Below are 23,654 nucleotides of genomic sequence, written 5' to 3' on the forward strand. Positions count from 1 at the left end.
AAGTCGCCGAGCCCCCAATCGCGTCTAGGCAATAAACTCCACGATGGCATTCTGGAAACTCGCCCTGATCAAGACAGTGGTGTGATCACCAGAGACAACTTTTAGTTCCGCTCCGTTTATCGCCTTTTGCAGCTTTCCCGGTTGTCTGGAAAATGGATCCCTGTTGCCGGCGATAATGAGCGTGGGTGCGGATATCATCTCCAGGGGTATACGCTTGGAATGGAAGGCAAGAGCCTGTGCTGCCATAGCCTTGCGATCTGCCCACACCACGTCGGCAAGCAATCGGAAGCCAGCCAGAGTGGGGTTGCGAATCGCCCAACGGCTGCCCAACATGGCTTCTGCCAAGGCTTTTTTTCCTTGGGTGCGATATCGACTGTTCAGGTGGAGAACATCACCTCCAACGCCACCGACTACCAGTCGACGGATGCGCGACTCTCCGGTCGCGGCCAGCAGGGCTACAGTTGCTCCCATAGAGTAACCAACCAGATCGACCTCATGCAGATCGAGCTCGTCAAGGAGACACGACAGATCCCTGACCATTCGTGACTCACCATAACCCGTCTGGTCCTGTGGCTTGCCAGAGCGTCCATGACCTCGGGCGTCAAAGGTGATCACGTAGCGGCCCGCCGCGGTCAGCCGGCGCACAATACCGGGAATGACCCAGTTGAACCGCGCGTTGGCTACGTAGCCATGATGCAGCACGACAGGTGGTTGATCAGATTGGCGACCCCATGTCTGGTAAAAAATCTCCACTCCATCAAATGACTTGAACCGACTCATAAAAACCCCCAGGGTTGACCGCGATAACGATTCGAGCTCCCCATTATGATCATGTTAAGCCTTTTTAGTTTTATGTATTTTTTATGATACACATAATCCTTTAGCTCCAAGAACCCCACAACCGGATACGCACGTGCCGCTATTACCCTTGGTGCACACCAGCCCCTGAGAACGCCCCCCTTCACGAACGATCTTCTGAACTATTGATGGCTAGCCCGTTCTATTTTTCTGATGAAGTTAATCAGCCTCAAGGTCTCCGGCTCCCCAGGGATAAACCGAGCAGACCCCAACCAGCGGACGCATTCATCGCATTCAAGGCTTTACCACAAGCCGTTTTTACCGTGACTCAAGCTAAAATGAGGACTACCCCATGAACGCTATCGAATTGCTCAAGGAAGACCATCAGAAAGTACTGAAAATGCTGGACGAAATTGCCGGCACTACCGAGCGCGCAGTCAAGACACGTACCGACTTGCTAGGCAAGATCGAGGCCGAGTTGAAAGTGCATACAGCCCTGGAAGAGGAAGACTTCTATCCGGCCTACAAGGCTGCCGGGGGCAAGGATGAGGCAAGGATGTATCACGAAGCGGTAGAAGAGCATCGTGCAGTGGAAAAGCTGGTTCTGCCTGACCTGCTCAAGACCAAGCCTGACTCACTCCAGTTTTCCGGCCGGGTCAAGGTCCTCAAGGAGCTGCTCGAGCATCACATCGAGGAGGAAGAAACCGAGATGTTTGTGGATGCAGAAAAATTGCTCTCCAAGGAACAACTGAACACGCTGGGCGAGAAGATGGCTGCCAAACAGAAGAAGCTCAAGGCACAAGGCTGAGTCCAAGTTACCAGCAGCCGGCAGAATCGCATTCTGCCGGCTCTATCTGAACGCATTTCCAACGTTGCTATTCCTTCGCCCCGTCCGCTTCACCGCCCAGTTTGTAAGCCAGGACGTAGTCACCAATAGTAGTTCCGACCGATCCGTGTCCACCTGCAACCAGAACCACCATTTGCTCACCCCGGCTGTTGAGATAGGTCATCGGAGTGGCCTGGCCGCCAGCAGGAATGCGCTGCTCCCATAGTTGTTCACCATCGGTAACCCGGTAGGCGCGGAAGTAGTCGTCCACGGTTGCGGCCAGGAAGGCTACGCCACCACCAGTGATGATCGGGCCACCAATCCCCGGTACGCCGAGTTTCAGCTTCAGTGGTAACGGAGTCATATCCTGCACCGTGCCATTCTTGTGCTGCCAATGGACTTTCCCGGTACGCAGATCGGCACCGGCCACGTATCCCCATGGCGGCTGCTGACAGGGAATGCCGAGCGGTGACAGGAAGGGCTGCATCTCGACAGCATAATCGGCGCCGGCATTGGAGTTGATACCCTGCTCTCCGCTGTTGCTCGCCTTGGCAGCGTCACTGTCGTCCCTGGGAATCAACCTGGCGGTGAATGCCAGGTACAGGGGCATCCCGAACATCACCTGACGCTCGGGATCGACGGCGATGCCGCCCCAGTTGAAGACGCCGAAGTTGCCCGGATACACCAGTGTGCCCTGCACTGAAGGGGGCGTGTACCGCCCCTCGTAGCGCAACGACTGAAAACGGATACGGCAGACCATCTGGTCAAGCAGGCTGGCGCCCCACATGTCCGCAGACCGCATGGGAGAAGGGGCAAAGCTCAAAGCGGAAACCGGCTGGGTTGGCGCCGCGTAGTCCCCTTCGATAGTTCCCTGTGGGGCGGGCTCCTCGCCGATCGGCAGTATAGGTTCGCCGGTAGCGCGATTGAGCACGTAAACATCACCCTGCTTGGTCGGAACCACGAGCCCTGGTTGCAGGCCCTGTTCGGTCTCGATATCCACCAGGCTCGGCTGTGCTGGTGTATCCATATCCCAGAGATCATGGTGAACAAACTGTTGCACCCATTCAGCCTGACCGGTTTCCAGGTTCAGCGCGACCACAGAGCTGGCGTACTTTTCTTCCGCAGGCGAGCGATATACGCCGATCTGATCTGGCGTGCGATTGCCCATCGGGAAGTACACCAGACCCAGGTCCTCGTCGGCGCTGGCAATCGCCCAGCTGTTGGGCGAGCTGGTAGCGTAGGTGTCGCCTTCGGCAATCGGAGCGGTATCCTCGGGATTACCCGAATCCCAGTTCCAGCGCAATTCGCCGGACCGGGCGTCGTAAGCGCGAATCACACCAGACGGCGCATTGATGGCGTAATTGTCATTGACCGAGCCGGCGACAATGACCAGACCGGCGATCACAATCGGTGGTGAAGTGGAGTAATAAAAACCAGACTGGGTGTAAGGCATGTTATGCATCAGATCCAGCTCGCCATCATCTGCGAAATTACTGCAGCGCGCCCCGGTAGCTGGATCTAGCGCCAGCAAGCGCGCATCTGAGGTGGGCAGGAACAGCTGAGCGTCGCATGTCTTGCTGGCCAGCTCGTGCGCAGGTCCGGCTGGCTCGCGCGATACCGTCCGCAGCGAGGAGGATCCAACAGGCGCATCCGAGGTACCGGCACCAGGTGCGAGGTAGGAGACCCCGCGGCAGGTCTGATGCTGCCGCTGACTATCGAGCGGCACCTGCGCGTTGTAAACCCATAACTCTTCGCCAGTGTCGGCATGCAGCGCCACCAGCCAGTTATGGGGCGTGCACAGATACAGGCTGTCAGCGATTTTCAGGGGCGTAGCTTCGTAGGTGGTTTCACCGATGTCCTGGGGCCCTTTCAGATCGCCGGTCTGGTACTGCCAGGCCAGCTCCAGCTCGCCAACGTTATCCGGTGTTATCTGGTCTATAGGCGAATAACGCTGACCATGATTGCTACGACCATAGCTGGTCCAGTTATTGGCTGGGGTGTCTCCCAGGTCGGGGTCGCTGACGATCGATTCGGTGTTGAGCTGACCTTCAATCCGGTGAGCGTCATAGGCCAGACTTGATAGGAGTATGACGCCGGTAACCGCCCAAACCGCAAATAGCGCCAGCGCTGGCTTGCGCCTCAAGGTATTACCGGGCAGCAACAGGGGGATTGCCAACAGCAACAGCAGACCCAGGCGGGTTGCCAGCGGCCACCAATCGTAGCCGGACTCCCATAGCGCCCAAAGTGCGGTAGACAGCAGCAACAAGGCGTAGAGCAGTTGTGCGGCCGCGCGACGGGTTCTGATCAAAACGCCGGTCGCGATCAGTGCCGCACCTGCCAGAAGGTAGTACAGGCTGCCGCCCAATACAGCGAGCCAGATACCGCCACCGAGCAGAAACAGCCCAATTAAGAGAAAAATGACTGATAAAGCCAGCATGGTAAGCACCTTGTAGCGGGTGAAGTATCGGGGTTGTCTCAGTCAGGTTAGTCGATGCAGCAGCTTTTGTTTCCCATTATCAAGCGCGGGCCGGGAGTTTGTTGCTTGGTCTACGACTGCTTCTTGGTTAACATGTTTGTGCTTCCAACGTATAAGTGGCTCGTAGATGGATCTACATTACAAGCAACTCTTTTTCCTACTGCTGTTCTTGTTCCACGCGCCCAGCGTGCTTGCAGAGCCGCGTGCCCTCATCCACCAGCCCGAAGTCAGCCTTACCGAGTTCCGGATGGGCTACCACGTGGATGACTCCCAGTCTCTGACATATGCCGATGTGCGCGATCTGCCGTTCATCGAAACAGGCAACAAGACCACACTAGGGACCAGTGCCCGCGTCACATGGTTCAAGGTCATTCTGGAGAACACCTCGAGCGTCCGACAGGAGCTGTATGTTCATCTGCCCCATGCCTATCACCTCAAATCCGTCGGCTTCTTTGAAGAACGCGATAACGAGCTGGCAAGCAGTCAGAATCTCGACATGGATCAGGCTGCAGATGACAGCCTGATGTACCGTGGCACTGCGGTGTACCCCTTAACCCTTTCAGCAGGTGAAGAAGCTACGCTTTATCTGCGAAGTCACTCCTTCTCCCACCAATGGTTTGCGGTGGACGTGTTTGACCATGAGGCATCCAGGCGAGCCCTGATCGGCATCAACACCGACATCGCACTGTTGGTCGGCATGATGCTTGCCTTGGTGTTCTACAACGGCCTCCTGTATTTCGCTTCAAGCAAGAAAGAGAACATTTTTTATTCCTTTTACCTGATTTCAGGGCTGGTCTGGATTGCGCTGTCCTATGGCCTGATTGCGAGCGCCTTCAACCTGTACGGCACTGCCGTTTTCAAGCTGAACATCTCGCTGATTACCATGCCAATTTTTCTCATGCTGTTCATGATGGCGATATTTGAAACCCGCAAGTTCTACCCCACTGAACATCGAGTTCTACAGGGTCTGCTGGCTGTGTTGATCGGTGTGCTGGCCTGGGGCTTGTTTGATATCTCCGCGGCATTGAAGCCAGCCAGTACTCTGGCTGCGATAATGATGGTGGTCACCTTTTCGGTCAGCATTTCGCTGTACCGCAAGGGTAATCCGCTGGTGAAGTACTTCCTCGTCGGGCACACCTTCTTCGTGGTGTTCAACGGTTTTGCAGTGCTTTTTTACAAGGGGCTTGTCGAACCGAGTTATCTGAACAGCCATGGCGTTGGCATCGGCATCATGCTTGAAGCCCTCACCCTGGCGTTCATCATCTCCTACCGGATCAAGATTCTTGAAGACATTAGAGCATCCCAGGATGAGCTAAAGAAACAAGCCGCAACCGATCCATTGACTCGCTTGTACAACCGCCGGTTTTTCTTCTCCGAGGCAGACTACCTGTTGGAGCTGGCCAGGAACAGCCATACGCCCCTCACGGTCGTGGTCATTGATATAGACCATTTCAAGCAAGTGAATGACACCCATGGTCACGGCGTTGGGGATCAGGTCATTGTCAGCATCGCCCAGGCGCTGAAAAAATTCAGTCGCTCCAAGGATCTGATTGCCCGTTTTGGCGGCGAGGAATTCGTCATGCTTTTACCGGAAACAGCTCTGGAGGAAGCAACTGGGTGTGCAGAACGCATCCGCGCGGCAATCGAGAACCTTCGCACGACGGTTGAAGATAGCGACATCAAGTGCACTATCAGTCTGGGTATTGCGGCGGTTGACGTTAGCAACGAGAGCATCGAATCTGCCCTCAACCGAGCGGACAAGGCGCTTTACGAAGCGAAAAATACCGGACGAAATCGCATTTGTACCCACCAGTCTTACGCTGGCAACCGCACCGCACCGATCGTGTCAACGTAACATCAGGCACAAGTGACAGCATCAGAAAGTATCTCGCAATCGCCCAAAAAGGTGGAATGACTCTTTTTGTGGGCGAGTTCTTATTTTGAGTACAGAAGGGTTCCAAGCGTGACCGGCGCGTATTAAAACATTGCCGGTCGGCAGTGCTGCCCTGCAAGCAAGCCGCTGCTCCCTAGCTCTTAATAAGAACTCACCCTCTGGAGTCACAATGAAGACAAAAACCTTCTCCCAGTCCGCCCTGTCGCTACTGGCGGCCGGCGCCTTGATGTTTTCCGCCAGCGCGTTTGCGATGAATCCGACCCCACCTCCACCAACCGACCCAGGCCCAACGCCTGGCGAGCCAAGCCCTTTCCAGCGCGGCCCGAACCCCAGCGTCTCCTTCCTTGAGGCCTCTACGGGTCCCTACTCGGTTCGCACCAGTAACGTATCAAGCTGGTCCACCGGGTTTGGTGGTGGAACCATCCACTACCCCACAGGCACCACGGGCACCATGGCGGCGATCGTTGTGATCCCAGGTTTTGTTTCAGCTGAATCGTCCATCGAGTGGTGGGGCCCGAAACTCGCCTCCCACGGTTTTGTTGTCATGACCATCGATACCAACAGCGGTTTTGATCAGCCGCCAAGTCGTGCACGTCAGATCAACAGTGCACTGGACTATCTGATCGACCGTAATACTTCGCGCTTCAGCCCGGTAAACGGCATGATCGATGAAACCCGCCTGGGCGTTGTCGGTTGGTCCATGGGGGGTGGCGGCAGCCTGCGTGTGGCTGAAGAAGGGCGTCTGGGTGCGGTTATTCCGCTGGCGCCATGGGATACCACTAACTTCCGTGATGTGCACACCCCTGCGCTGATCTTCGCTTGCCAATCGGACATCATTGCGCCTGTCTGGCAGCACGCCTCGCCGTTCTACAACGAGATTCCCGACAGCACGCCGAAGGCCTTTGTCGAGATCGATGGCGGTAGCCATTACTGTGCCAACGGCGGTGGCGTGAATAACGATGTGCTGAGCCGCTTTGGTGTTTCCTGGATGAAGCTGCACCTGGATCAGGACGAGCGCTACAGACAGTTCCTGTGTGGCCCGGATCACGAGTCGGATCGCGACATCTCCGAGTATCGTGGCAACTGCTCCTATTAAGTAGCAGGCAACAGCCTCTAAATGCCGGGCCCGATAACGGGCCCGGCATTTTGTTGTCTGACGTCCGGGCGGCAGACATAACCACCGCCAAGGTTCTCTGATCAGCATCTGTGACTGTAGCGGACAACAAGACACCAACACGCTAGCCTGCTGACTTCACTAACGAATAGCAGGTTGCGACATGACTAAGGCAGCGGGCAGACAATCAATCTTTATCACAGGTGCAGCATCGGGCATGGGCCGCGAGACTGCACGGCTTTTCAACCAGCAGGGCTGGTTTGTTGGCGCTTTCGATGTCGACAAGAATGGTCTTGATGCCTTGCAAGCCGAGCTAGGCGCTGCCAACTGCCTGGTACATGCGCTTGATGTGAGTGACAAGGGCCAGTTTGAATCAGCGGTAACCGCGTTTTCGGATGCAACAGACGGACGCATGGATATCCTGTTCAATAACGCCGGTATCGCAATGCGTGGCTTCTTCGACGAGATGCCCCTGGAAGACCAGCTGCGCATGATTCAGGTCAATCTGGTCGGAGTACTCAATGGCATCTACACCGCATTGCCGTTGCTGAAAGCGACACCCAACGCACTCTGCTTCACCACCTCCTCCTCTTCCGCCACCATGGGCATGCCGCTGATCGCGGTGTACGCAGCGACAAAGCACGCCGTCAAGGGGCTTACCGAGGCCCTATCCAACGAATTCCGGCGCTTCGACGTACGCTGTGCCGACGTGCTGCCGGGGTTGATTCGCACCGGCATGCCATCGGATGAACTGCTGCGGGACGCGCCAACCACCGGGCCCTTTCGCGTGGTCGAAGCCGTCGAAGTCGCTCGCGCGGTAATGGACGCCTACAGTTCGGAGACCCTGCACTGGTTTGTGCCGAGCGAACTGGCAGATCTGGACAAGGCTGCCGGCAACACCCCCGAGATTTTGCGCGACAAGCTAGGCAAGCACATGAAGGCCTGACCTGACGATCAGGGTGCGTCGGGAAGCTCCTCCGGCATGCTTTGGTAGCGCATATCCCCATCAAGGGACAACAGGAATGCCTTTAGATCAGCCAGCTCGCCCTGGTCAAGCTCCAGTGGCTTGATCAGTGGTGAGAGTTGCGCCAAGGGCACATCATCGCTTTTGTCCACCGTTGGTGCGTTCTGCCACCAACCCATGTTGTAAAGCGGCAGCAGCATATCCAGATTTGCGACGAAGCCGTTGTGCATATAAGGCACCGTAGCGCTGTGCCCACGCAAGGGTGGCGTGCGAAAAGCCCCAACATGCTCCGGCTTGCCTGTCTCGCGGTAACGACCCTCGAAATTGCCCATCTCGTGGAATGAGGTGCCCAAATGATGGAACTGGCCGTCGCTGAGCAGCGGCCCATTGTGGCAGTTCATGCACCGGGCCTTGGTTCTGAACAGGTGTAGTCCACGAATTTCCTGATCATTCAGCGCTTGCTTGTCACCGCGCATAAACCGGTCGAAGGGGGTGTCGGGCATGGTCATGGACCGCACGAAGGTGGCGATAGCCTGGGTTATGCGCTCGGGGTTTACCTCCGGCGTACCAAAGGCTGCCTCGAAAAGGGGCTGATAACCTGGCACCTCCCCCAGTTTGCGCGACGCCTTTTGCGGATCCCCTGCCATTTCTATCGGGTTGGTCCAACTGGCTAGCGCCTGTTGTTCCAGGGTCTGCGCCCGGCCGTCCCAGAACAGGTGCTCAAGGAATCCAGCATTGAGAATACCGGGAGAGTTCATCTCACCCTGTATGCGGTTGTGACCGATAGCCACTCGCCGTCCATCGGCCCAGCCGAGGTCTGGATCATGACAGTTCGCACAGGCAATCTGCCCCGACGCTGACAGGCGTCGCTCGAAAAACAGCTGCTTGCCCAGAGACTGCCGGGCCGCCGAAAACGGATTGCCCTGCGGATGGACCACCTTTTGTGGCTGCGCAGCCAGGGGCTGCGCCTGAACACCCGGATCGATCAGTGCGGGAGGCCAGTGCGCCTGTTCCTGACGATAGGCATCGACCAGCTTTGGGTCGCCATAGGCCAGCGTTGTCAGCGCCGACAGCAGACAGACTAGAGAAAGAAACCTGATCAGAATCGATACCCCACTTCCAGCCAGTACTGACGGCCAACGCCAAACAGTTGCACGCCGGACTCGGCCCGCACCACGTTGTCGTTGTCGGTCACATTCACCAGGTCAACGCGAACGTAGGGCGACGCCTCACGCATCAACTGATACTCCACACTCATATCCCAGCGCAGCGCACTGCCCTGCTCTTCAACTTCGTATCGATAGAGCCCGGTAGCAGGTTCACGGCTAAGGCGGCGCAGGGACTGATAGCCATCGGTAAACGCCAAGCTATTGCGTACAAACAGGCGGTCATCGAGGGCATGGCTGATCAGATCGAGATTGATACTGATCGGGGTGGCAAAATCATCTGCCGGGAGGTCTCGGCGCTTGATACGCGATCCCTCGAAAATAACCTCTTCATTTCCATCATCGGTGGACAGGTACCCGCCTGAACCATCGCCATAGGTGGAGTCGGTTTCCTTGTCCATCCAGGACGCGGTGCTGTGAACTGCCCAGTTGATGCCCATCCAGTGCATCGGCCTGGAGCGCCAGAACAGATCCACCTGATGGGTCAGACTGGAGCCGGAATTCTCGAACCACTCGATATCGCGATCGTTGTCACGCTCTGTTCTGATCTGGTCTTCACCACGGCGTTGTACCAGTTGGATCCCCGCCTGACCTGTCAGCAAGGGACCGGAAAGACCCAGGCTGTACTCGTCGTCATAGGGGGTATTCAGGTCCAGGTATTGCCATCTACGTGCTGAATCAACCAGTTCAAAGGGATCATCCGGCGAGGTGCGTTCGCGGACGATCAGCAGGCTGCGCTCTTTCTCCCGTAACCGATAGGATAGAAAGGATTTGCCGTAATAGCGGTTGGCACCAGCAGCCAGGCGGTACTGATGGTCTGCACCCAGATTAATCCCTGCGAGCAGCCGCGGCGCAAAGTTGGTGTTGCCCAGCCAGCCGTCCCGTTCAAGACGTGTGCCGGTGCGCCAGAACAATCTGTCATGCTCGCCTGCCAGCTCGGTAAATAGAGCAGAATTGATGTTGGAAAAATCCAGCTTGCCGGCCTGATAAATGATTTCCGAGGTTTGATATTGGTCTTCAGGAGCCCAGGAGCCGGGGCTGGTCTGTGGGGGCAGCGGCTGGGTAAAGTCCAGCTTGTATTCGTTCACGATAAAATCGATGCCGCGGTCCTGCTGGTAGTCGATCCAGGAGGCTTCGGCGCCGTAGGCAAGGTTCAGGCTGCGGGTCAGAGGGGTATTGAACTTCGCAGATGCACCAAGAGTCCGCTGTTCGTTGGCCAGGTCACCGAAACCGCCGACCATGCCGGAATCGTAAATACTGGTGTTCTTGTACTGGTTCAGCACGTTGTTGGCGTATTCGCGCTCGTCCGCTGTGATACCAGCATTGACGTTCAGGTCCATTCGCGTGGCGCCCAGATCGGTAGCGAAATTCACACTCAGATTAAGCCCGTTGTGCTGACTCTCGAAATCCGAGTCGCGATAATTGATCAGAAAGCTGTCTTCGCTGAAATCACTGTAGGCGAGCGAGGCATTCAGTTCATAGTCACGCTCCAGCAGATCCATACGTACCACTCCAAAGCGCGACCGGCTATCAAGGGAGGTTTCCTCGCCAGGTTTGAAAATGCGGCCCGTCTCGGCGAAATAATCCCAGTCCAAAGCTGCAACCTGTTTCTGCCTGATGGTCGAGCGCTTTTCACTGAAGCCGGCAAAAACGCCAATATCACCAAAGCGGGTTGCACCATTGACCGAGCCCTCGCTCTTGGAGAAGTTCGGCTGGAATTCGCCCGGTACCCCAGTGACAGCCTGTGCCGCGCCATCACTGAATTCACCCTCCTGGGATTTATCAACATGGAACGAGGTCCAGCTGTCACGGGTGCCTCGAACGTTGATATCAAAGCTGTCCCGGCCGTCGTAGGCGCGAGTTTCGGCCTTGACCACCCCGCCGCTAAAGCCGCCCTCACTGGCAGATGCGTTGACGTCGATCACCTCTATCCGGCCGAGGAAGTCGGTATCAACAAACAGCCCCTGGGAGTGGCCAGCCACGCTGGTGTAGTTGTCGGCGCTTTCCTTCAAAGCCGGGTCGAGCAGATTGTCGATCGACCCTCCGTCGAGCATGATCTTGTTCTGATAGGCCGCAGCACCTCGAATGGATAGCTCGGCAGGCTTAAGATCGCCCTGCTGCAAGCTTGAGCTGGCGGTATTGTCGACCCGTACCGAGGGCAGCAGACTAAGCGTTTCAGCCAGGTCCGAGCGCATCGCGTCGCGCATTTCGTCACTTTCAATGACCTTCACGTCGGCATCTGTCTGGTGTCCGACTACCAGCATCTGTGGCAGCGCCGCAGGCGCCAAGCGGTCGGCAGGCCCTGTCGAACGCTTGATCCAGTAGGCATTCTCCGACTGGGCCACCGCTTCCATACGGGTGCCATATAGCAATCGCTCAAGCGCTTGGGTAACAGAGTAATTGCCATCAAGCCCGGCGCTTTGCAGACCTTCGGTAAGAGCTGCGGGAAATGACAGCAGCAGATCCGCCTGCTGTCCGAAGTCTGTCAGCGCACGCTCCAGGTCACCAGCCGGAACTTTGAAGTACCGCTGCCCAACTTCGCTAGCTGGCTGTGAGGCCTCACCCTGCGTCTGGGCGCCCGCCTGCAGGGGCAGCGCCGCGCAAAGGCTGATCATGCCGATCAGCAGACCTTTGCGTGCATCTAATGGATGGCCGGTACGGGGACAAAAAACAGGCGCCATGCGCTGATCCTCTCAAGTGATAAACAGGGTTTCTATTGAACCTGTCGCATGAGAATGAGAATCAGCTCATCTAAAATGATTTTTATTCTCTTGTCAGAGACTCTTTGGGGCAGGCACCAGCGTTGTCCACAAGGGGCCAACGCGCCTGATCTGTAGAGGAAGGTTCGCTGCCAGCGCGTCGAGCACCGGATTGAGTTCGGCAATGGGATAGGTGCCCGACACCTTCAGATTTCTTAAGACGGGCGCGGATCGAATCACGCCCGGGTGGTATCGACTCAACTCCTCAAGAAACGCGGGCAGTAACATGCTGCGCGCCACAATCATGCCGCGTGCCCAGGCCGCATCGGTCTCGTCGGCAGCCAGGGTCAGCAGCGCACCGTGCCGATTGAACATCAATGCCTGACCGCTCTCGACCAGGCTGCCGTGCCCGCTCTCGAACGGCTGGACTCGGACTCGACCACGATAGACACCAACACGGGTTTTGTCCGCCAACTGCCTGACCGAAAATCGCGTCCCTATCGGCGTGATCTGTCCCTGGTCGGTAGTCACGCGCACCTGCATGCCGGGCAGCTCCGCGTTGGTGGTGTCCCGATCACTACCGGTGCTTATCAGAATCTCCCCACGCAGTATCTCTATACCGAGCTCACCGGTGGTCGGTACTACCCGCACCGCCGTTTCGCTGTTCAGTGTCAGTTCGGTACCGTCAGAGAGTATTACCCTGTGACGCTCGCCCATGCCGGTACGATAATCCGCAGTCCATGCCTCCCACGGCCGCTCCTGCTGCGAGTAGATACCTCCACCCGCCAGCAGCAGGACCATTGCCATGCCTTTGAGCACGCTGCGGCGGGGCACTCCCGCATCAATCAAAGCCCGCTGCGCGGCACTGCCCACCGACCCGGTACCGACTTGCTGGAATCGGAGATTGACCCGCTCGATCTGTTGCCACGCACGCTCGTGCTCCGGGTGCTCATTACGCCACCGCGCGATTGCTATTGTGCAGGAACCAGGCTGGTCGGCGTCCTGCCAGGCGAGGAAGAGCTCGACTGCACGTTCGGCTACCGCAGGCGCAATCGGCCTGTAATCTGCTGCAGAACTAGGCGAGTCTGGCGGAGTCATCGCTCGTCATCCTCGAGAAATAGCACTGCGTGGCAGCCATCACCAGATAGCGTTTGACCGTACTGATCGATATACCCAGCAGAGCTGCGATGTCCCGTTGCTTCATCCCGTCGAGTTGCACCAACAGAAAGGCTCGCTTGGCCAAAGGAGGAAGTCCGTCAAGCATGCTGTCGATCTCGACCAGTGTTTCAATCAGAACAAGCTGCTCCTGGGGGTCCGGGGCGTAAGCTTCCGGTATTTGCGCCAGAGCATCCAGATAGGCCTGTTCGATGCGTGACCGGCGCCAATGATCAATCAAAACCCGCTTTGCCACTGTCATCAGGTAGGCACGCGGCTCAAGAGCATCGATTACCTCGTTTCGGCCGAGCAGCCGCAAAAAGGTATCCTGCAACAGATCAGAGGCCCGCTGCGAGCAGCCGATTTTCTGATAGAGCCAGCGTTGCAGCCATCTCTGGTTATCGGCATATAAATGCTCGATCTCTTCATGTGTGCTGGCTTTGGTGGAGGGCATGGCGTCACTCGATCTACAGGGTGCCGGCAAGGATGTACTCACCAGCGCCCGACAGCAGTCTCTATGACGCGAACTCTAAATGGTTTTGATTCTCATTTCAATAACTGATCAATTGTTGCCCGACAGACGATCTGCGCGAGCCTCATTACCCATCTGGGTTGCATCCGGCATGGTGGCAGAATCGCTCTCGAAGTCCGGACTGTGCACTTCGGAGTCCATCGGCATGTGGCTATAGCGCTCAATATCCTGGTTATGACTCTGCCCGCTATGTTTCGTCTCCAGCTCGCTCATCGCTCTTTTGAGCTCACATTGCCCGCTGGCGCCCCTGGCAAGAACCATCCCGCCGATGGCAAATTCGACTATCCCCATCAGCCCTCCACGGCGTATGCCCTTGCCGAGCAATAGGAGACCGCCGGCGACTGATGCGAAACGTTCAAACCCTTGTACATTCGGTGCCTGATTGACTTTTGGTGTCTGCTGCATGGTTGTTCTCCGCTTGAGTGGTTACTGTAGATGGACTCTGCGGCGCGTCGGGTGTTCCCGGTGCAGAACTGTCATTCCAGACCACCGGTCACCTATTCAGGCGACCACACGATAACAGGGCACATATTCGGCAGCGCCGGGCAGCTTCATGCGGTGCTGCGCTACGAAGGCTTCCAGTAATTTGCCGAGCGGCTCGGTAATCGATTCATCACCATGAATCTCGTAAACGCCATGCTTCTCGATCCGGCGAATCCCCTTATCCTTGACGTTGCCCGCGACGATGCCGGAGAACGCACGACGCAAGTTGGCAGCAAGCTCATGGGCGGGTAAATCGCGGCGCAACTGCAGGCTGGCCATGTTGGCATGTGTGGGGTCGAACGGCAGTTGGAATCCTTCCTCGATCTTCAGTAGCCAATTGAAGTGGTAGGCATCATTGTGCGCACGCCTGAAGTCGGTAACCTCACGCAGGCCCTGGGCCATGGCGCGGGCGACGGCCGCCGGATCATCAATAATAACCTCATAGCGTTGCTGTGCCTGGTCCCCCAGGGTAGCCCCGACAAACGCATGCAGTTGGTGCAGGTATGCCTCGGCGCTTTTTGGCCCGGTAAGAACAACCGGAAATGGCAGCGACTGGTTGTCCGGATGCAACAGAATACCCAGCAGGTAGAGAAACTCCTCTGCGGTACCCACGCCACCCGGGAAGATGATGATGCCGTGACCAACGCGCACGAAGGCTTCAAGACGCTTCTCAATGTCCGGCAGAATAACCAGCTCGTTGACGATCGGATTGGGCGCTTCGGCGGCGATGATGCCGGGTTCGGTCAACCCCAGGTAGCGACCGTTGTTGATCCGCTGTTTGGCGTGGGCAATCGCGGCGCCCTTCATGGGACCTTTCATGACACCCGGACCGCACCCGGTGCAGATATCCAGACTGCGCAGACCCAGCTCATGCCCTACCTTCTTGGTGTACTTGTATTCCTCGGTATTGATTGAGTGCCCACCCCAGCAAACGACCATTTTTGGCTCCAGACCCGGCTGCAAAGTCCGCGCATTGCGCAGCAGGTGAAAAACATAGTCGGTGATGCCCTGTGAATTGGTCAGGTCAATGCGCGGACTACCCAGCTCACTTTCGGTATAAACCACATCGCGCAGTGCGCTGAACAGCATCTCGCGGGTGCTTGCAATCATCTCGCCATCGACAAAGGCATCCGCCGGTGCGTTGATCAATTCAAGCCGAACCCCGCGCTCCTGCTGGTGAATCCTGACATCGAAATCTTCGTAGGCTTCGAGAATGGCCTTGGCATTGTCGATCTGGACGCCGGTATTGAGAATCGCTAACGCGCACTGCCGGAACAAACGGTAAGTACTACCTGAACCCGCTGCGCTCAATTGCTGAACTTCGATCTGGGAAAGGGTTTCGAGGGTGCCCTTGGGACTGACTGATACGTTAATTACGTTGCGCATTCGTGATTCCGGTCTATGAATATGTGCCCATCTTATCAGCCCGGGGAGACTGGCGTGAAAGCCCGTATCAGCTGGCTATCGAGCCTTTGAAAAGCCGGGCGTTCGCTGCAATGAAATTGATGCAGATGAAATTCAATGGAATTTTTTGAACTGGGTGTCGTCACAGTGTTGCCGTTTTGTGAATTCCGGCATGTCTTCAGGGCCAACACAGTTCCTTGCGAGCCTGACCTGATTCCTGAAGAGCAATGCCGTTTTGAGAAACGACGCTTGACAGCTCAACCGTCATATCGGTTGAACCGCAAGCACTGATCACAGTCCCATGCAGGGCTGAAGATCACTTTTAAAGCAATTGAGGAGATACATTATGACTACACATACAATGCGCAAACTGGGTATTCCACTGCTGGCCGGCGCCATGGGTCTGAGTTTCTCGGCCATCGCCGATGACCACAACATGCATGCCCAAGGCCTGTATTCGGCAGAAGACCTCCTCGGGGCCGAAGTATTCGACGCGAACGGCGATGAAGTCGGCAATGTTGAAGACATTCTGCTCGGTAATGACATGGGCCTGCACTCCATCGTAGTCCAGACCAACGAATTTCTCGGTATTGGCGAGCGTGACGTCATCGTCAACCGCGGCGATTTCACAGCCCGCGTAACCGATGACAACCCCATGTTCGGTGATGTCAGCTACAACGTGCACGTCACCTCCGCTGGCGAAGAGCTGAAGGGCTTTGAAGAGTACAGCGAAGAGTGGTGGAACAATACCCAGAAAGAGCTTAACAAGGCTTGGGAAAGCACCAAGGACACCACTGAAAGCGCTTGGGAAAATACCAAGCACGCTACCTCATCAGCCTGGAACAACACCAAGCAAGCGATGCAGCGTGAAGATGATATGGCCGGCGAAGAGTAATTTCGCCGCCTGAGCCATGGTACTGCCCCCAAGGGCAGTATTACCTGGACTCAGCAAACCGCCTGCCGGACACGTCCGCTGGCGGTTTTTTTGTGCCTGGCATTCACAGATCGCCTAGGATAGAGAAAACCGTTTTTCTGGAGGACGCATGGCTGAACATTGGGATGTCATTATTATCGGGGCTGGTACAGCAGGTCTCGCGGCACTGCGCGAAGTATCAAAAGAGACTGACAAGGTACTCATGATCAACGCCGGCGCCTACGGCACAACCTGCGCACGCGTAGGTTGCATGCCCTCTAAGGTACTGATCGAGTCGGCCAGGGCATTGCATGATTGCAACAAGCTGGCCGGGGTTGGCATTCGCGGGGGCCAGCACGTGGCCGCTGACATTCCGGCCATGCTGCAGCACGTAAGGAAGCTTCGCGATCACTTTGTCAGTGGCACCCTGGAGGCGACAGCTACCCTGGGCAAACGCAATATTCAAGGCCTGGCCCGGTTGCTTGGGCCTCAGACAGTCGAGGTAGAGGGCCAGACACACCATGCCGAGCGTATTATCCTGGCCACAGGCTCCAGCCCGGTCATGCCTGCCCCCTGGAAGGCACTCGGTGACCGGGTGCTGACTACCGACACCTTTTTCGAACAGAAAACTCTCCCTGAACGCATGGCTGTCATTGGCCTGGGGCCAATCGGGCTGGAAATGGCGCAGGCCATGGCATATCTGGGCATCGAGGTACACGCCTTTGACAAGAGCACCAGCCTGGCCGGCATAAGCGATCCAGAGGTAAGCAAGGCACTGCGTGAGGCGCTGGAAAAGGACTTCAGCATTCACACCGGCGCGGATGTTTCCTTGCACGCCGATGGCGACGGCGTGCGCGTGGATACTGGAGCGTTCAGCATTCTTGTGGACCGTGTACTGGTTGCCGTGGGCCGCAAACCGAACATCGACAGCCTCAACCTGGCGGCCCTCGGCGTACCCCTGGACGAGCGCGGCATGCCGCCATTTGACCCCGCCACAACGCAAATAGGCGAGCTGCCGGTTTATATAGCCGGAGACGTCAACCAACATGCGCCCATCCTCCACGAAGCTGCCGATGAAGGTTATATCGCAGCGCACAACGCGATGGCTGATAAGCCTACGGCGTTTCCGAGACGTACACCCATGGGAGTGGTATTTATCGAGCCGGGGGTGGCCTTTGTCGGGCAACGATTTGCAGAGCTCGATGCAGATGCACTGATCGGTGAGGCGAGCTTCGTTCGTCAGGGCCGTGCCGTGGCAGCGCAACGCAATCAGGGGCTGATGCGTATATATGCCAGGGGCAAGGACGCGGTGCTGATCGGTGCCGAGATGTGCGTGCCCGCAGCTGAACACATGGCGCACCTGCTGGGCCTGGCAATCAGCGAGGGGCTCACCGTCCATCAGGTGCTACGCATGCCCTTCTATCATCCCGTACTGGAAGAGGGCCTGCGCAGTGCGCTAAGAGCGATAGTCAAACAGGTGCCCTGTAACGACGCTGACCTGGCAAAATGTGGCGAATTCAGAATCCAGGCGCTGGACTGAGCCAGGGCTGGCCAACTTGACAGCAGTCCCTGTGTCGCCTGCTAGGCTTAGGGTTTTCAGACGTATCAACAGCGGAGAGCGTTATGCAGGCTATTGAATTGAAATCCCCGGGCGGTCTCGAACGTTTACAGGTTGTGGAGCGTGATGATCCTGGCCAACCGGGCCGTGGGGAAATCCGCGTTCGCATTCACGCCAGCTCGCTCAACTTCCACGACTACCTGGTGGTGACCGGGAAAATCCCCAACGCAGACAGACGGATCCCGATGGCAGATGGGGCCGGAGTGGTCGAATCGGTTGGCAAGGGAGTCGAAGAATTCAAGGTTGGTGACGCCGTAGTGTCTTGCTTTTTTCCCTGGTGGCAGGAAGGTGGCCCCATGGACGGCTTTGCCAGCGGCGTGCCTGGGGATGGAATGGACGGCTATGCCCGAGAGGTAGCCGTTACCCCGGCCCATTGGTTTACCGAGGCGCCCAGGGGTTATAGCCACGCAGAAGCGGCCACTCTGACCACGGCGGGCTTGACCGCCTGGCGCGCGCTGGTTGTAGATGGCGGCATCAAGGCTGGGGACACCGTACTGGTCCAGGGCACCGGCGGCGTGTCGATCTGCGCGCTGCAAATGGCTCGCGCCATGGGTGCCGAGGTCATTGCCACCTCATCTTGCGGAGCGAAGATGGACCGTCTCAAGGAAATGGGCGCCTCCCATGTACTCAACTATAAGACCGAAAAGAAATGGGGAGCGCGCGTCCGGGAGCTGACAGGTGGACGCGGCGTGGACATCGTTGTCGAGGTTGGCGGCCCAGGTTCGCTACCGCAATCGATAAAGGCCATCAAGGTGGGCGGCCATATTGCTCTGATCGGCGTGCTGACCGGCATGATTGGCGAGGTGCCCACCGCCGAACTGATGTATCGACAGGCTCGTATTCAGGGGGTAACTGTTGGCAGTCGCAGGCATCAGCTGGATATGATTCGGGCGCTGGAAAGAATCGATATGCGTCCGGTAATCGACCGCAGCTTTGCATTGGACAAGATTGCCGACGCCTTCCGCCACCAGGAAAGCGGTGCCCATTTCGGCAAGATCTGCCTGGAGTTCTGAGTGCCGCCCTAAGGTCTCGTCAGCTCGTGGGCACGGGGAAGCCCCAGGGAAATCACGGCAGCCATCGCCACAAAGGCGCTGGACACCCAAAGACAGGCCTGCAGTCCGTAGGCCTGGTACACCCAACCCGACAGGACTGTACCTATCAAACGGCCCATCGCATTGGACATGTAATAGAAGCCGACATCCAGCGAGACGCCGTCATCCTTGGCATAGCTGACGATCAGGTAGCTGTGCAAAGAGGAGTTGACCGCAAACAGCACTCCGAACACCAGCAAACCGATGACGATGACTGCCTGCGTTGACCACTGTGAATCCATGCCCAGAGCAATGGCTGCAGGCAGCCCAGCGAGCATCAGCGCCCAAAGCATGGCCGCCCGCCCATCGGGTACACGCCCATCCTTGCGGCGGGTGATCAGTGGTGCAGCCGACTGTACTATGCCGTAACCGATAATCCAGGTGGCCATAAAGCCGCCCACCAGCCAGAAACTCCAGCCAAATATGGTACTCAGATAGACAGGCAAGGCGATCACGAACCAGACATCTCGCGCGCCGAACAGAAACATACGGGCTGCAGAAAGAATGTTGATCGCCCGGGATTTGGACAACAGCTCGCGAAACTTGGGCTTGGCACTGGCCTTGCCCAGGTCTTTCTTGAGCGAGATGACGCTGAATATCCAGATGACCGCCAGCGCTCCAGCCATGATCAACATTGCGCCGCGGAACCCTGCTGTCGCTAGCAATAAACCACCCAGAAAAAAGCCAACACCCTTGAGCGCGTTCTTCGAGCCGGTCAGTATGGCTACCCACTTGTAAAGAGTGCTTTGCTGATCACCTGGCACCAGGAGCTTGATCGAGCTCTTGGCAGACATCTTGTTGAGATCCTTGGCTATGCCCGACAGTGCCTGGGCGCCCATGACCAGAGGAATACTCAGCCAGGCAGTAGGCACTGTCAGTAACAGCAGTGCAATCACCTGGATGGCCAGACCGATATTCATCGTTCGGTTGAGCCCTACCCAGGCACCCAGATAGCCGCCCACCAGATTGGTAACCACCCCGAAGATTTCGTAGAACAGAAACAGTGCTGCAATCTCCAGCGGCGTATAACCCAGGGTATGAAAATGCAGCACCACAAGCATGCGTAACGCGCCGTCGGTCAGCGTGAATGCCCAGTAGTTGCCTGTTACCAACAGGTACTGACGTACCTGCGGACTCAATGCCGCCAATGCTTTGATCACGTCTAGGCTCCTGCCTGTCAGTCGGCGCTGCCTACCATTCTGGCCAGCTCAACCGTGCGGTTGGCATAGCCCCACTCGTTGTCGTACCAGGCATAGATCTTCACCTGGGTACCATTGATCACCATGGTTGAAAGCGCATCGACAATCGAGGAACGCGGATCCGTACGGTAGTCGATCGAGACCAATGGGCGCTCCTCGTAGCCGAGGATATCCTTGAGCGGGCCAGAGGCCGCGGCCGCCTTGAACAATTCGTTTACCTCCTCCACCGTGGTCGCCTGCTCGACCTCGAAGACGCAGTCGGTCAGTGACGCATTGGCCAGAGGCACCCGTACCGCGTGGCCGTTGAGCCGCCCCTTGAGCTCGGGGAAAATCTCTGCAATCGCAGTGGCAGACCCAGTGGAAGTGGGTATCAGGCTCATGCCACAGGCACGTGCCCGGCGAAGATCCTTGTGTGGCTGGTCGAGAATGCTCTGGGTGTTGGTGATGTCATGGATAGTCGTGATCGATCCATGCCGAATTGTCAGGTTCTCGTGGATCACCTTAACGACCGGGGCCAGACAGTTGGTTGTGCAGGAAGCGGCGGTGACAATGCGGTGCTTGGCTGCCTCGAACAGATGATCATTGACACCGAGCACCACGTTCAGCGCCCCAGCCTCCTTGACTGGAGCGCTGACCACTACTCTCTTGACCCCCTGTTCCAGGTAGGCCTGTAGCACAGCGACAGTTTTCATCTTGCCACTGGCTTCAATAACCAGATCACAACCTGACCAGTCGGTGTCGGCAATAGCCTTGTTGGCCGTTAGCTTGAGACGCTGCCCATCAATCAGCAGATCATTACCTTCGCTGCTGGCTTCATGCAGCCAGCGCCCGTGGACCGAATCAAAGTTGAGCAGATGTGCATGTGTCGCCGCGTCGCCAGCAGGATCGTTTATCTGCACAAACTCCAGCTCGGGCCAATCCCACGCCGCACGCAACGCCAGACGCCCGATGCGGCCGAAACCATTGATGCCTACCTTGATGCTCATGTTTGCTCCTCCGGGTGTAACGGATCTGGTTTATTTCAGCAGCCGCGAATACCACATACATCCGCCCTGCCAGGCCGGCCCGCCATCTTCGCGAGACGGCGGCTGTCACTCTCAAGCCACTGCTGGTTGGCCTGCATGACTGGAGTCAGCATGGCCAACACCCATTCGGGTAAGTCGGAATGAAGGCGGTAGTACACCCACTGGCCACGCCGCTCATCCTCGAGAACACCACAGGTGCGCAGCTGAGCGAGGTGTCGTGAAATTTTGGGTTGGCTCTCATTCAGGGCTGAAGTGAGTTCACACACACATAACTCCCCTTCACGGGCGATCAACAACGTCATGCGTGCACGGGTATCATCAGCCAGGCATTTGAATAACGCTGTGGGCGTGAGCTCCTCGCCGGCATCTGACGTTGCCACTGTGTTCCCCATACTCTTTACCTACCTGCATATGCGTTTATCCGAATATATGGGAAAACGAATATAAGGTAAAGCCCCGTTCAGGTCTTTTCGGCGCGCGCAATTTTCCAATAACGTCCCCAACGTTTGCACAACGCCGCTGGCGACTCGGCATATAAACGTAGACCTAGTCTGAACGCGCTATGTTGCAACTCATCGCGTCGTTTGCCGGCAATTTCAAGCAACTCCTCGCGCTGCTGCGCGGAACCAAACAGCGTTGGCTCCTTGTCCAGCATGGTCTGCAACATCGAGAGGTCATGATCCTGCCCCAGCAGGTCAGCGAGATCCTTGAGCATGGCCGTACGGGCATCGAGAGCTGCCGGCCAGGCGGACTTCAGCAGCCGGGTGTGATACCAGTGATCTTTCACTCGCTTGCGCCAGTCATGCAGCCGGTCATCGGAAACCGAATCGCACGCCGCTTCCAGGGCTCTGCGACCATCCGCCGTGGTGCGCTTCAACCCATCTGAGACCAATGCAAATGTCTCACCCTTCGCTGGCCAGGCCGCAACCGCATCCTCTGCCTTTGCCAGATCCTCGATTACTTCATTCAGAATCTGATGCGACTCCTCTACCGTCTGACCACCATCCTGGCCGCGAACAACCAGGCGCTGGCGCACATCGCGCTTTTCCTGCGAGGCAAAGCGCTCCGGTTCAGCATCGGCAAGAATGTCCCAGATTTCAATCAGGGCGCCAGCATCACGCATGCTAGACAGCTTGCGATTAATGTTACGAAAACGCCGATTCTCCTCCTTGAACGTCTCTCCAAGCGGCTTGCGTACAAGTCGGATCAGGGCTCGTACCTCCTTGAGTCGCTTGCGAGCCTGATGTATGCCGCGAGCGCGATCTTGCGGTGGCAACATTAACGCCTTCCGCGCCTTATGCAGCCTTTCCAACGCCACGCGTCGCACCTGTTTAGTCGCTGATTTACGGGGCTTGATTCGATAGGCCATCGATAACACCTGAGAGTCTGATCACTGGTGGCGCGAAGTGAGCGCCGCATATTGATACCTGGAATATAGCTCATGGGACTATTCCCGTGAGGAAGACCCAACTTTCTGATTCATGCTGAATTACTTTCAGCAAATGCGGTCTTTAGCTGTAGCAGAGCAACAGCGGTGTTCGTTTCCAAGCGCTGATCCAGCCCTGTGTTGACGTGCCGATTGCCAGTCGCCACCCCCAGAGGATAGAACGATGGCCAAGATCACAATGCAATTACCCAGCTTTGAGGAAATGCAAACCATGGCGCAACAACAACCCGAAGCGCTGGAGAACTTGCGCAAAACCTTGACCGAGGAGCTGATCAACAACGCATCCCCCGCGAGCAGACGAAGGTTACGGGGGCTGGCATTTGTTATCGAGGGCGAGCGGCTCAGAGCTCGCAACCCCCTCCAGGCTTGTATGAGACTTTCGCAATTGATGCTCGATTCGACTGTTGAGCTACAGGCAACTCTGACGTCCCTGCAGAGTCCCGGTTTCGTCCTCGACAATACCCCCTCAGCTAGGGTGATTCCTTTTGTCAGGCATCGCTCAGGCGCCTGAACCAGCGAACCCCTGCCCTTGCCGAAGCTTGCCGTATCCTGGACGGGTGATCAGCACCAGATTGACGGTGGTTGGATATATCTGACCAGTGGCTTTGAGCAACTGAATCTTGTCCGCATGCTGTACTGCCGGCAGATAGAAATAATCCTGTCCTTCCACCAAATGCTGGCGACCGGCCTTGAAGAGCCTGAAGGCCGTGCCTTTGGTAAAACCGTTCAGGTAATCAATCTGGCAGAAACTCAAGGTTTCGGTGGCGGCATGCAAAATAGGCTCGTCGCGGGACATGACACTCTCAGCGGTAGCATGGAAGGGATTGTGGCCTGGAGCGCTTTCGGGTGA

General features: G+C 57.0%; 21 protein-coding genes. 8 read left to right on the plus strand and 13 right to left on the minus strand.

Annotated features, from left to right (window positions below):
- Positions 1-24 precede the first annotated feature (24 nt).
- Positions 25-780, minus strand: a complete 756-nt coding sequence (locus FZF01_RS06405) for an alpha/beta fold hydrolase (protein ID WP_150277314.1) — start codon at positions 778-780, stop codon at positions 25-27.
- Between the two features lie 370 nt (positions 781-1,150).
- Here FZF01_RS06405 and FZF01_RS06410 point away from each other — a divergent pair, with 370 nt between their 5' ends.
- Positions 1,151-1,606, plus strand: coding sequence for a hemerythrin domain-containing protein (locus tag FZF01_RS06410; protein ID WP_150277315.1), 456 nt, complete (start codon positions 1,151-1,153; stop codon positions 1,604-1,606).
- Between the two features lie 67 nt (positions 1,607-1,673).
- Here FZF01_RS06410 and FZF01_RS06415 read toward each other — a convergent pair whose 3' ends face one another.
- On the minus strand, positions 1,674-4,061 hold the full coding sequence (locus tag FZF01_RS06415) for a membrane-bound PQQ-dependent dehydrogenase, glucose/quinate/shikimate family (protein ID WP_150277316.1): 2,388 nt from the start codon (positions 4,059-4,061) through the stop codon (positions 1,674-1,676).
- Positions 4,062-4,227: 166 nt separating this feature from the next.
- Between FZF01_RS06415 and FZF01_RS06420 the strand changes: the two genes are divergently transcribed.
- The 3 genes from FZF01_RS06420 (at position 4,228) to FZF01_RS06430 (ending at position 8,054) form a co-directional block, all read left to right on the plus strand.
- Complete coding sequence (locus tag FZF01_RS06420) at positions 4,228-5,955, plus strand: sensor domain-containing diguanylate cyclase (protein WP_150277317.1); 1,728 nt, start codon at positions 4,228-4,230, stop codon at positions 5,953-5,955.
- Between the two features lie 208 nt (positions 5,956-6,163).
- Complete coding sequence (locus FZF01_RS06425; protein ID WP_150277318.1) at positions 6,164-7,090, plus strand: alpha/beta hydrolase family protein; 927 nt, start codon at positions 6,164-6,166, stop codon at positions 7,088-7,090.
- A 181-nt stretch (positions 7,091-7,271) separates the two neighbouring features.
- The gene (locus FZF01_RS06430) at positions 7,272-8,054 is read left to right on the plus strand and encodes an SDR family oxidoreductase (RefSeq protein WP_150277319.1); all 783 of its coding nucleotides are present in this window, start codon (positions 7,272-7,274) and stop codon (positions 8,052-8,054) included.
- 8 nt (positions 8,055-8,062) lie between these two features.
- On the opposite strand, the gene FZF01_RS06435 is transcribed toward FZF01_RS06430, so the two are convergent.
- The 6 genes from FZF01_RS06435 to ppnN all read right to left on the minus strand — a co-directional run bounded on the left by FZF01_RS06435 (position 8,063) and on the right by ppnN (position 15,493).
- The gene (locus FZF01_RS06435; protein WP_188434303.1) at positions 8,063-9,010 is read right to left on the minus strand and encodes a cytochrome-c peroxidase; all 948 of its coding nucleotides are present in this window, start codon (positions 9,008-9,010) and stop codon (positions 8,063-8,065) included.
- Positions 9,011-9,171: 161 nt separating this feature from the next.
- A complete protein-coding gene (locus FZF01_RS06440; protein WP_150277321.1) occupies positions 9,172-11,919 on the minus strand; it encodes a TonB-dependent receptor in 2,748 nt (915 codons plus the stop codon).
- Positions 11,920-12,012: 93 nt separating this feature from the next.
- Positions 12,013-13,035, minus strand: coding sequence for a FecR domain-containing protein (locus FZF01_RS06445; RefSeq protein ID WP_150277322.1), 1,023 nt, complete (start codon positions 13,033-13,035; stop codon positions 12,013-12,015).
- Complete coding sequence (locus FZF01_RS06450) at positions 13,013-13,546, minus strand: sigma-70 family RNA polymerase sigma factor (RefSeq protein ID WP_150277323.1); 534 nt, start codon at positions 13,544-13,546, stop codon at positions 13,013-13,015. Before FZF01_RS06450 ends, FZF01_RS06445 begins: the two co-directional genes overlap by 23 nt.
- A gap of 108 nt (positions 13,547-13,654) precedes the next feature.
- Complete coding sequence (locus tag FZF01_RS06455; protein ID WP_150277324.1) at positions 13,655-14,029, minus strand: YgaP-like transmembrane domain; 375 nt, start codon at positions 14,027-14,029, stop codon at positions 13,655-13,657.
- A 96-nt stretch (positions 14,030-14,125) separates the two neighbouring features.
- Positions 14,126-15,493, minus strand: a complete 1,368-nt coding sequence (ppnN, locus tag FZF01_RS06460; RefSeq protein WP_150277325.1) for a nucleotide 5'-monophosphate nucleosidase PpnN — start codon at positions 15,491-15,493, stop codon at positions 14,126-14,128.
- 364 nt (positions 15,494-15,857) lie between these two features.
- Between ppnN and FZF01_RS06465 the strand changes: the two genes are divergently transcribed.
- The 3 genes from FZF01_RS06465 to FZF01_RS06475 all read left to right on the plus strand — a co-directional run bounded on the left by FZF01_RS06465 (position 15,858) and on the right by FZF01_RS06475 (position 19,055).
- Positions 15,858-16,406 carry a PRC-barrel domain-containing protein gene (locus FZF01_RS06465; protein WP_150277326.1) on the plus strand — a complete coding sequence of 183 codons (549 nt, stop codon included), beginning with the start codon at positions 15,858-15,860 and terminating at the stop codon, positions 16,404-16,406.
- Between the two features lie 148 nt (positions 16,407-16,554).
- Complete coding sequence (locus FZF01_RS06470; protein WP_150277327.1) at positions 16,555-17,964, plus strand: dihydrolipoyl dehydrogenase; 1,410 nt, start codon at positions 16,555-16,557, stop codon at positions 17,962-17,964.
- Positions 17,965-18,047: 83 nt separating this feature from the next.
- Complete coding sequence (locus tag FZF01_RS06475) at positions 18,048-19,055, plus strand: zinc-dependent alcohol dehydrogenase family protein (RefSeq protein ID WP_150277328.1); 1,008 nt, start codon at positions 18,048-18,050, stop codon at positions 19,053-19,055.
- Positions 19,056-19,063: 8 nt separating this feature from the next.
- Here the strand turns inward: FZF01_RS06475 and arsJ are convergent, their stop codons facing one another.
- The 4 genes from arsJ to FZF01_RS06495 all read right to left on the minus strand — a co-directional run bounded on the left by arsJ (position 19,064) and on the right by FZF01_RS06495 (position 22,726).
- Positions 19,064-20,290: an organoarsenical effux MFS transporter ArsJ gene (gene arsJ / locus FZF01_RS06480; RefSeq protein WP_150277493.1), complete on the minus strand. Its 1,227-nt coding sequence runs from the start codon at positions 20,288-20,290 to the stop codon at positions 19,064-19,066.
- 20 nt (positions 20,291-20,310) lie between these two features.
- Positions 20,311-21,318: an ArsJ-associated glyceraldehyde-3-phosphate dehydrogenase gene (locus FZF01_RS06485; RefSeq protein ID WP_150277329.1), complete on the minus strand. Its 1,008-nt coding sequence runs from the start codon at positions 21,316-21,318 to the stop codon at positions 20,311-20,313.
- Positions 21,319-21,353: 35 nt separating this feature from the next.
- Positions 21,354-21,749 carry a metalloregulator ArsR/SmtB family transcription factor gene (locus FZF01_RS06490; protein ID WP_150277330.1) on the minus strand — a complete coding sequence of 132 codons (396 nt, stop codon included), beginning with the start codon at positions 21,747-21,749 and terminating at the stop codon, positions 21,354-21,356.
- Between the two features lie 68 nt (positions 21,750-21,817).
- Positions 21,818-22,726: a CHAD domain-containing protein gene (locus tag FZF01_RS06495; protein ID WP_150277331.1), complete on the minus strand. Its 909-nt coding sequence runs from the start codon at positions 22,724-22,726 to the stop codon at positions 21,818-21,820.
- 241 nt (positions 22,727-22,967) lie between these two features.
- On the opposite strand from FZF01_RS06495, the gene FZF01_RS06500 reads away from it, so the two are divergent.
- Complete coding sequence (locus FZF01_RS06500) at positions 22,968-23,315, plus strand: DUF3135 domain-containing protein (RefSeq protein WP_150277332.1); 348 nt, start codon at positions 22,968-22,970, stop codon at positions 23,313-23,315.
- On the opposite strand, the gene FZF01_RS06505 is transcribed toward FZF01_RS06500, so the two are convergent.
- Positions 23,304-23,600, minus strand: a complete 297-nt coding sequence (locus FZF01_RS06505; RefSeq protein ID WP_150277333.1) for a hypothetical protein — start codon at positions 23,598-23,600, stop codon at positions 23,304-23,306. The two genes, FZF01_RS06500 and FZF01_RS06505, sit on opposite strands and share 12 nt — an antisense overlap.
- Positions 23,601-23,654: the final 54 nt, after the last annotated feature.

The sequence above is a fragment of the Halopseudomonas salina genome, from assembly GCF_008641105.1.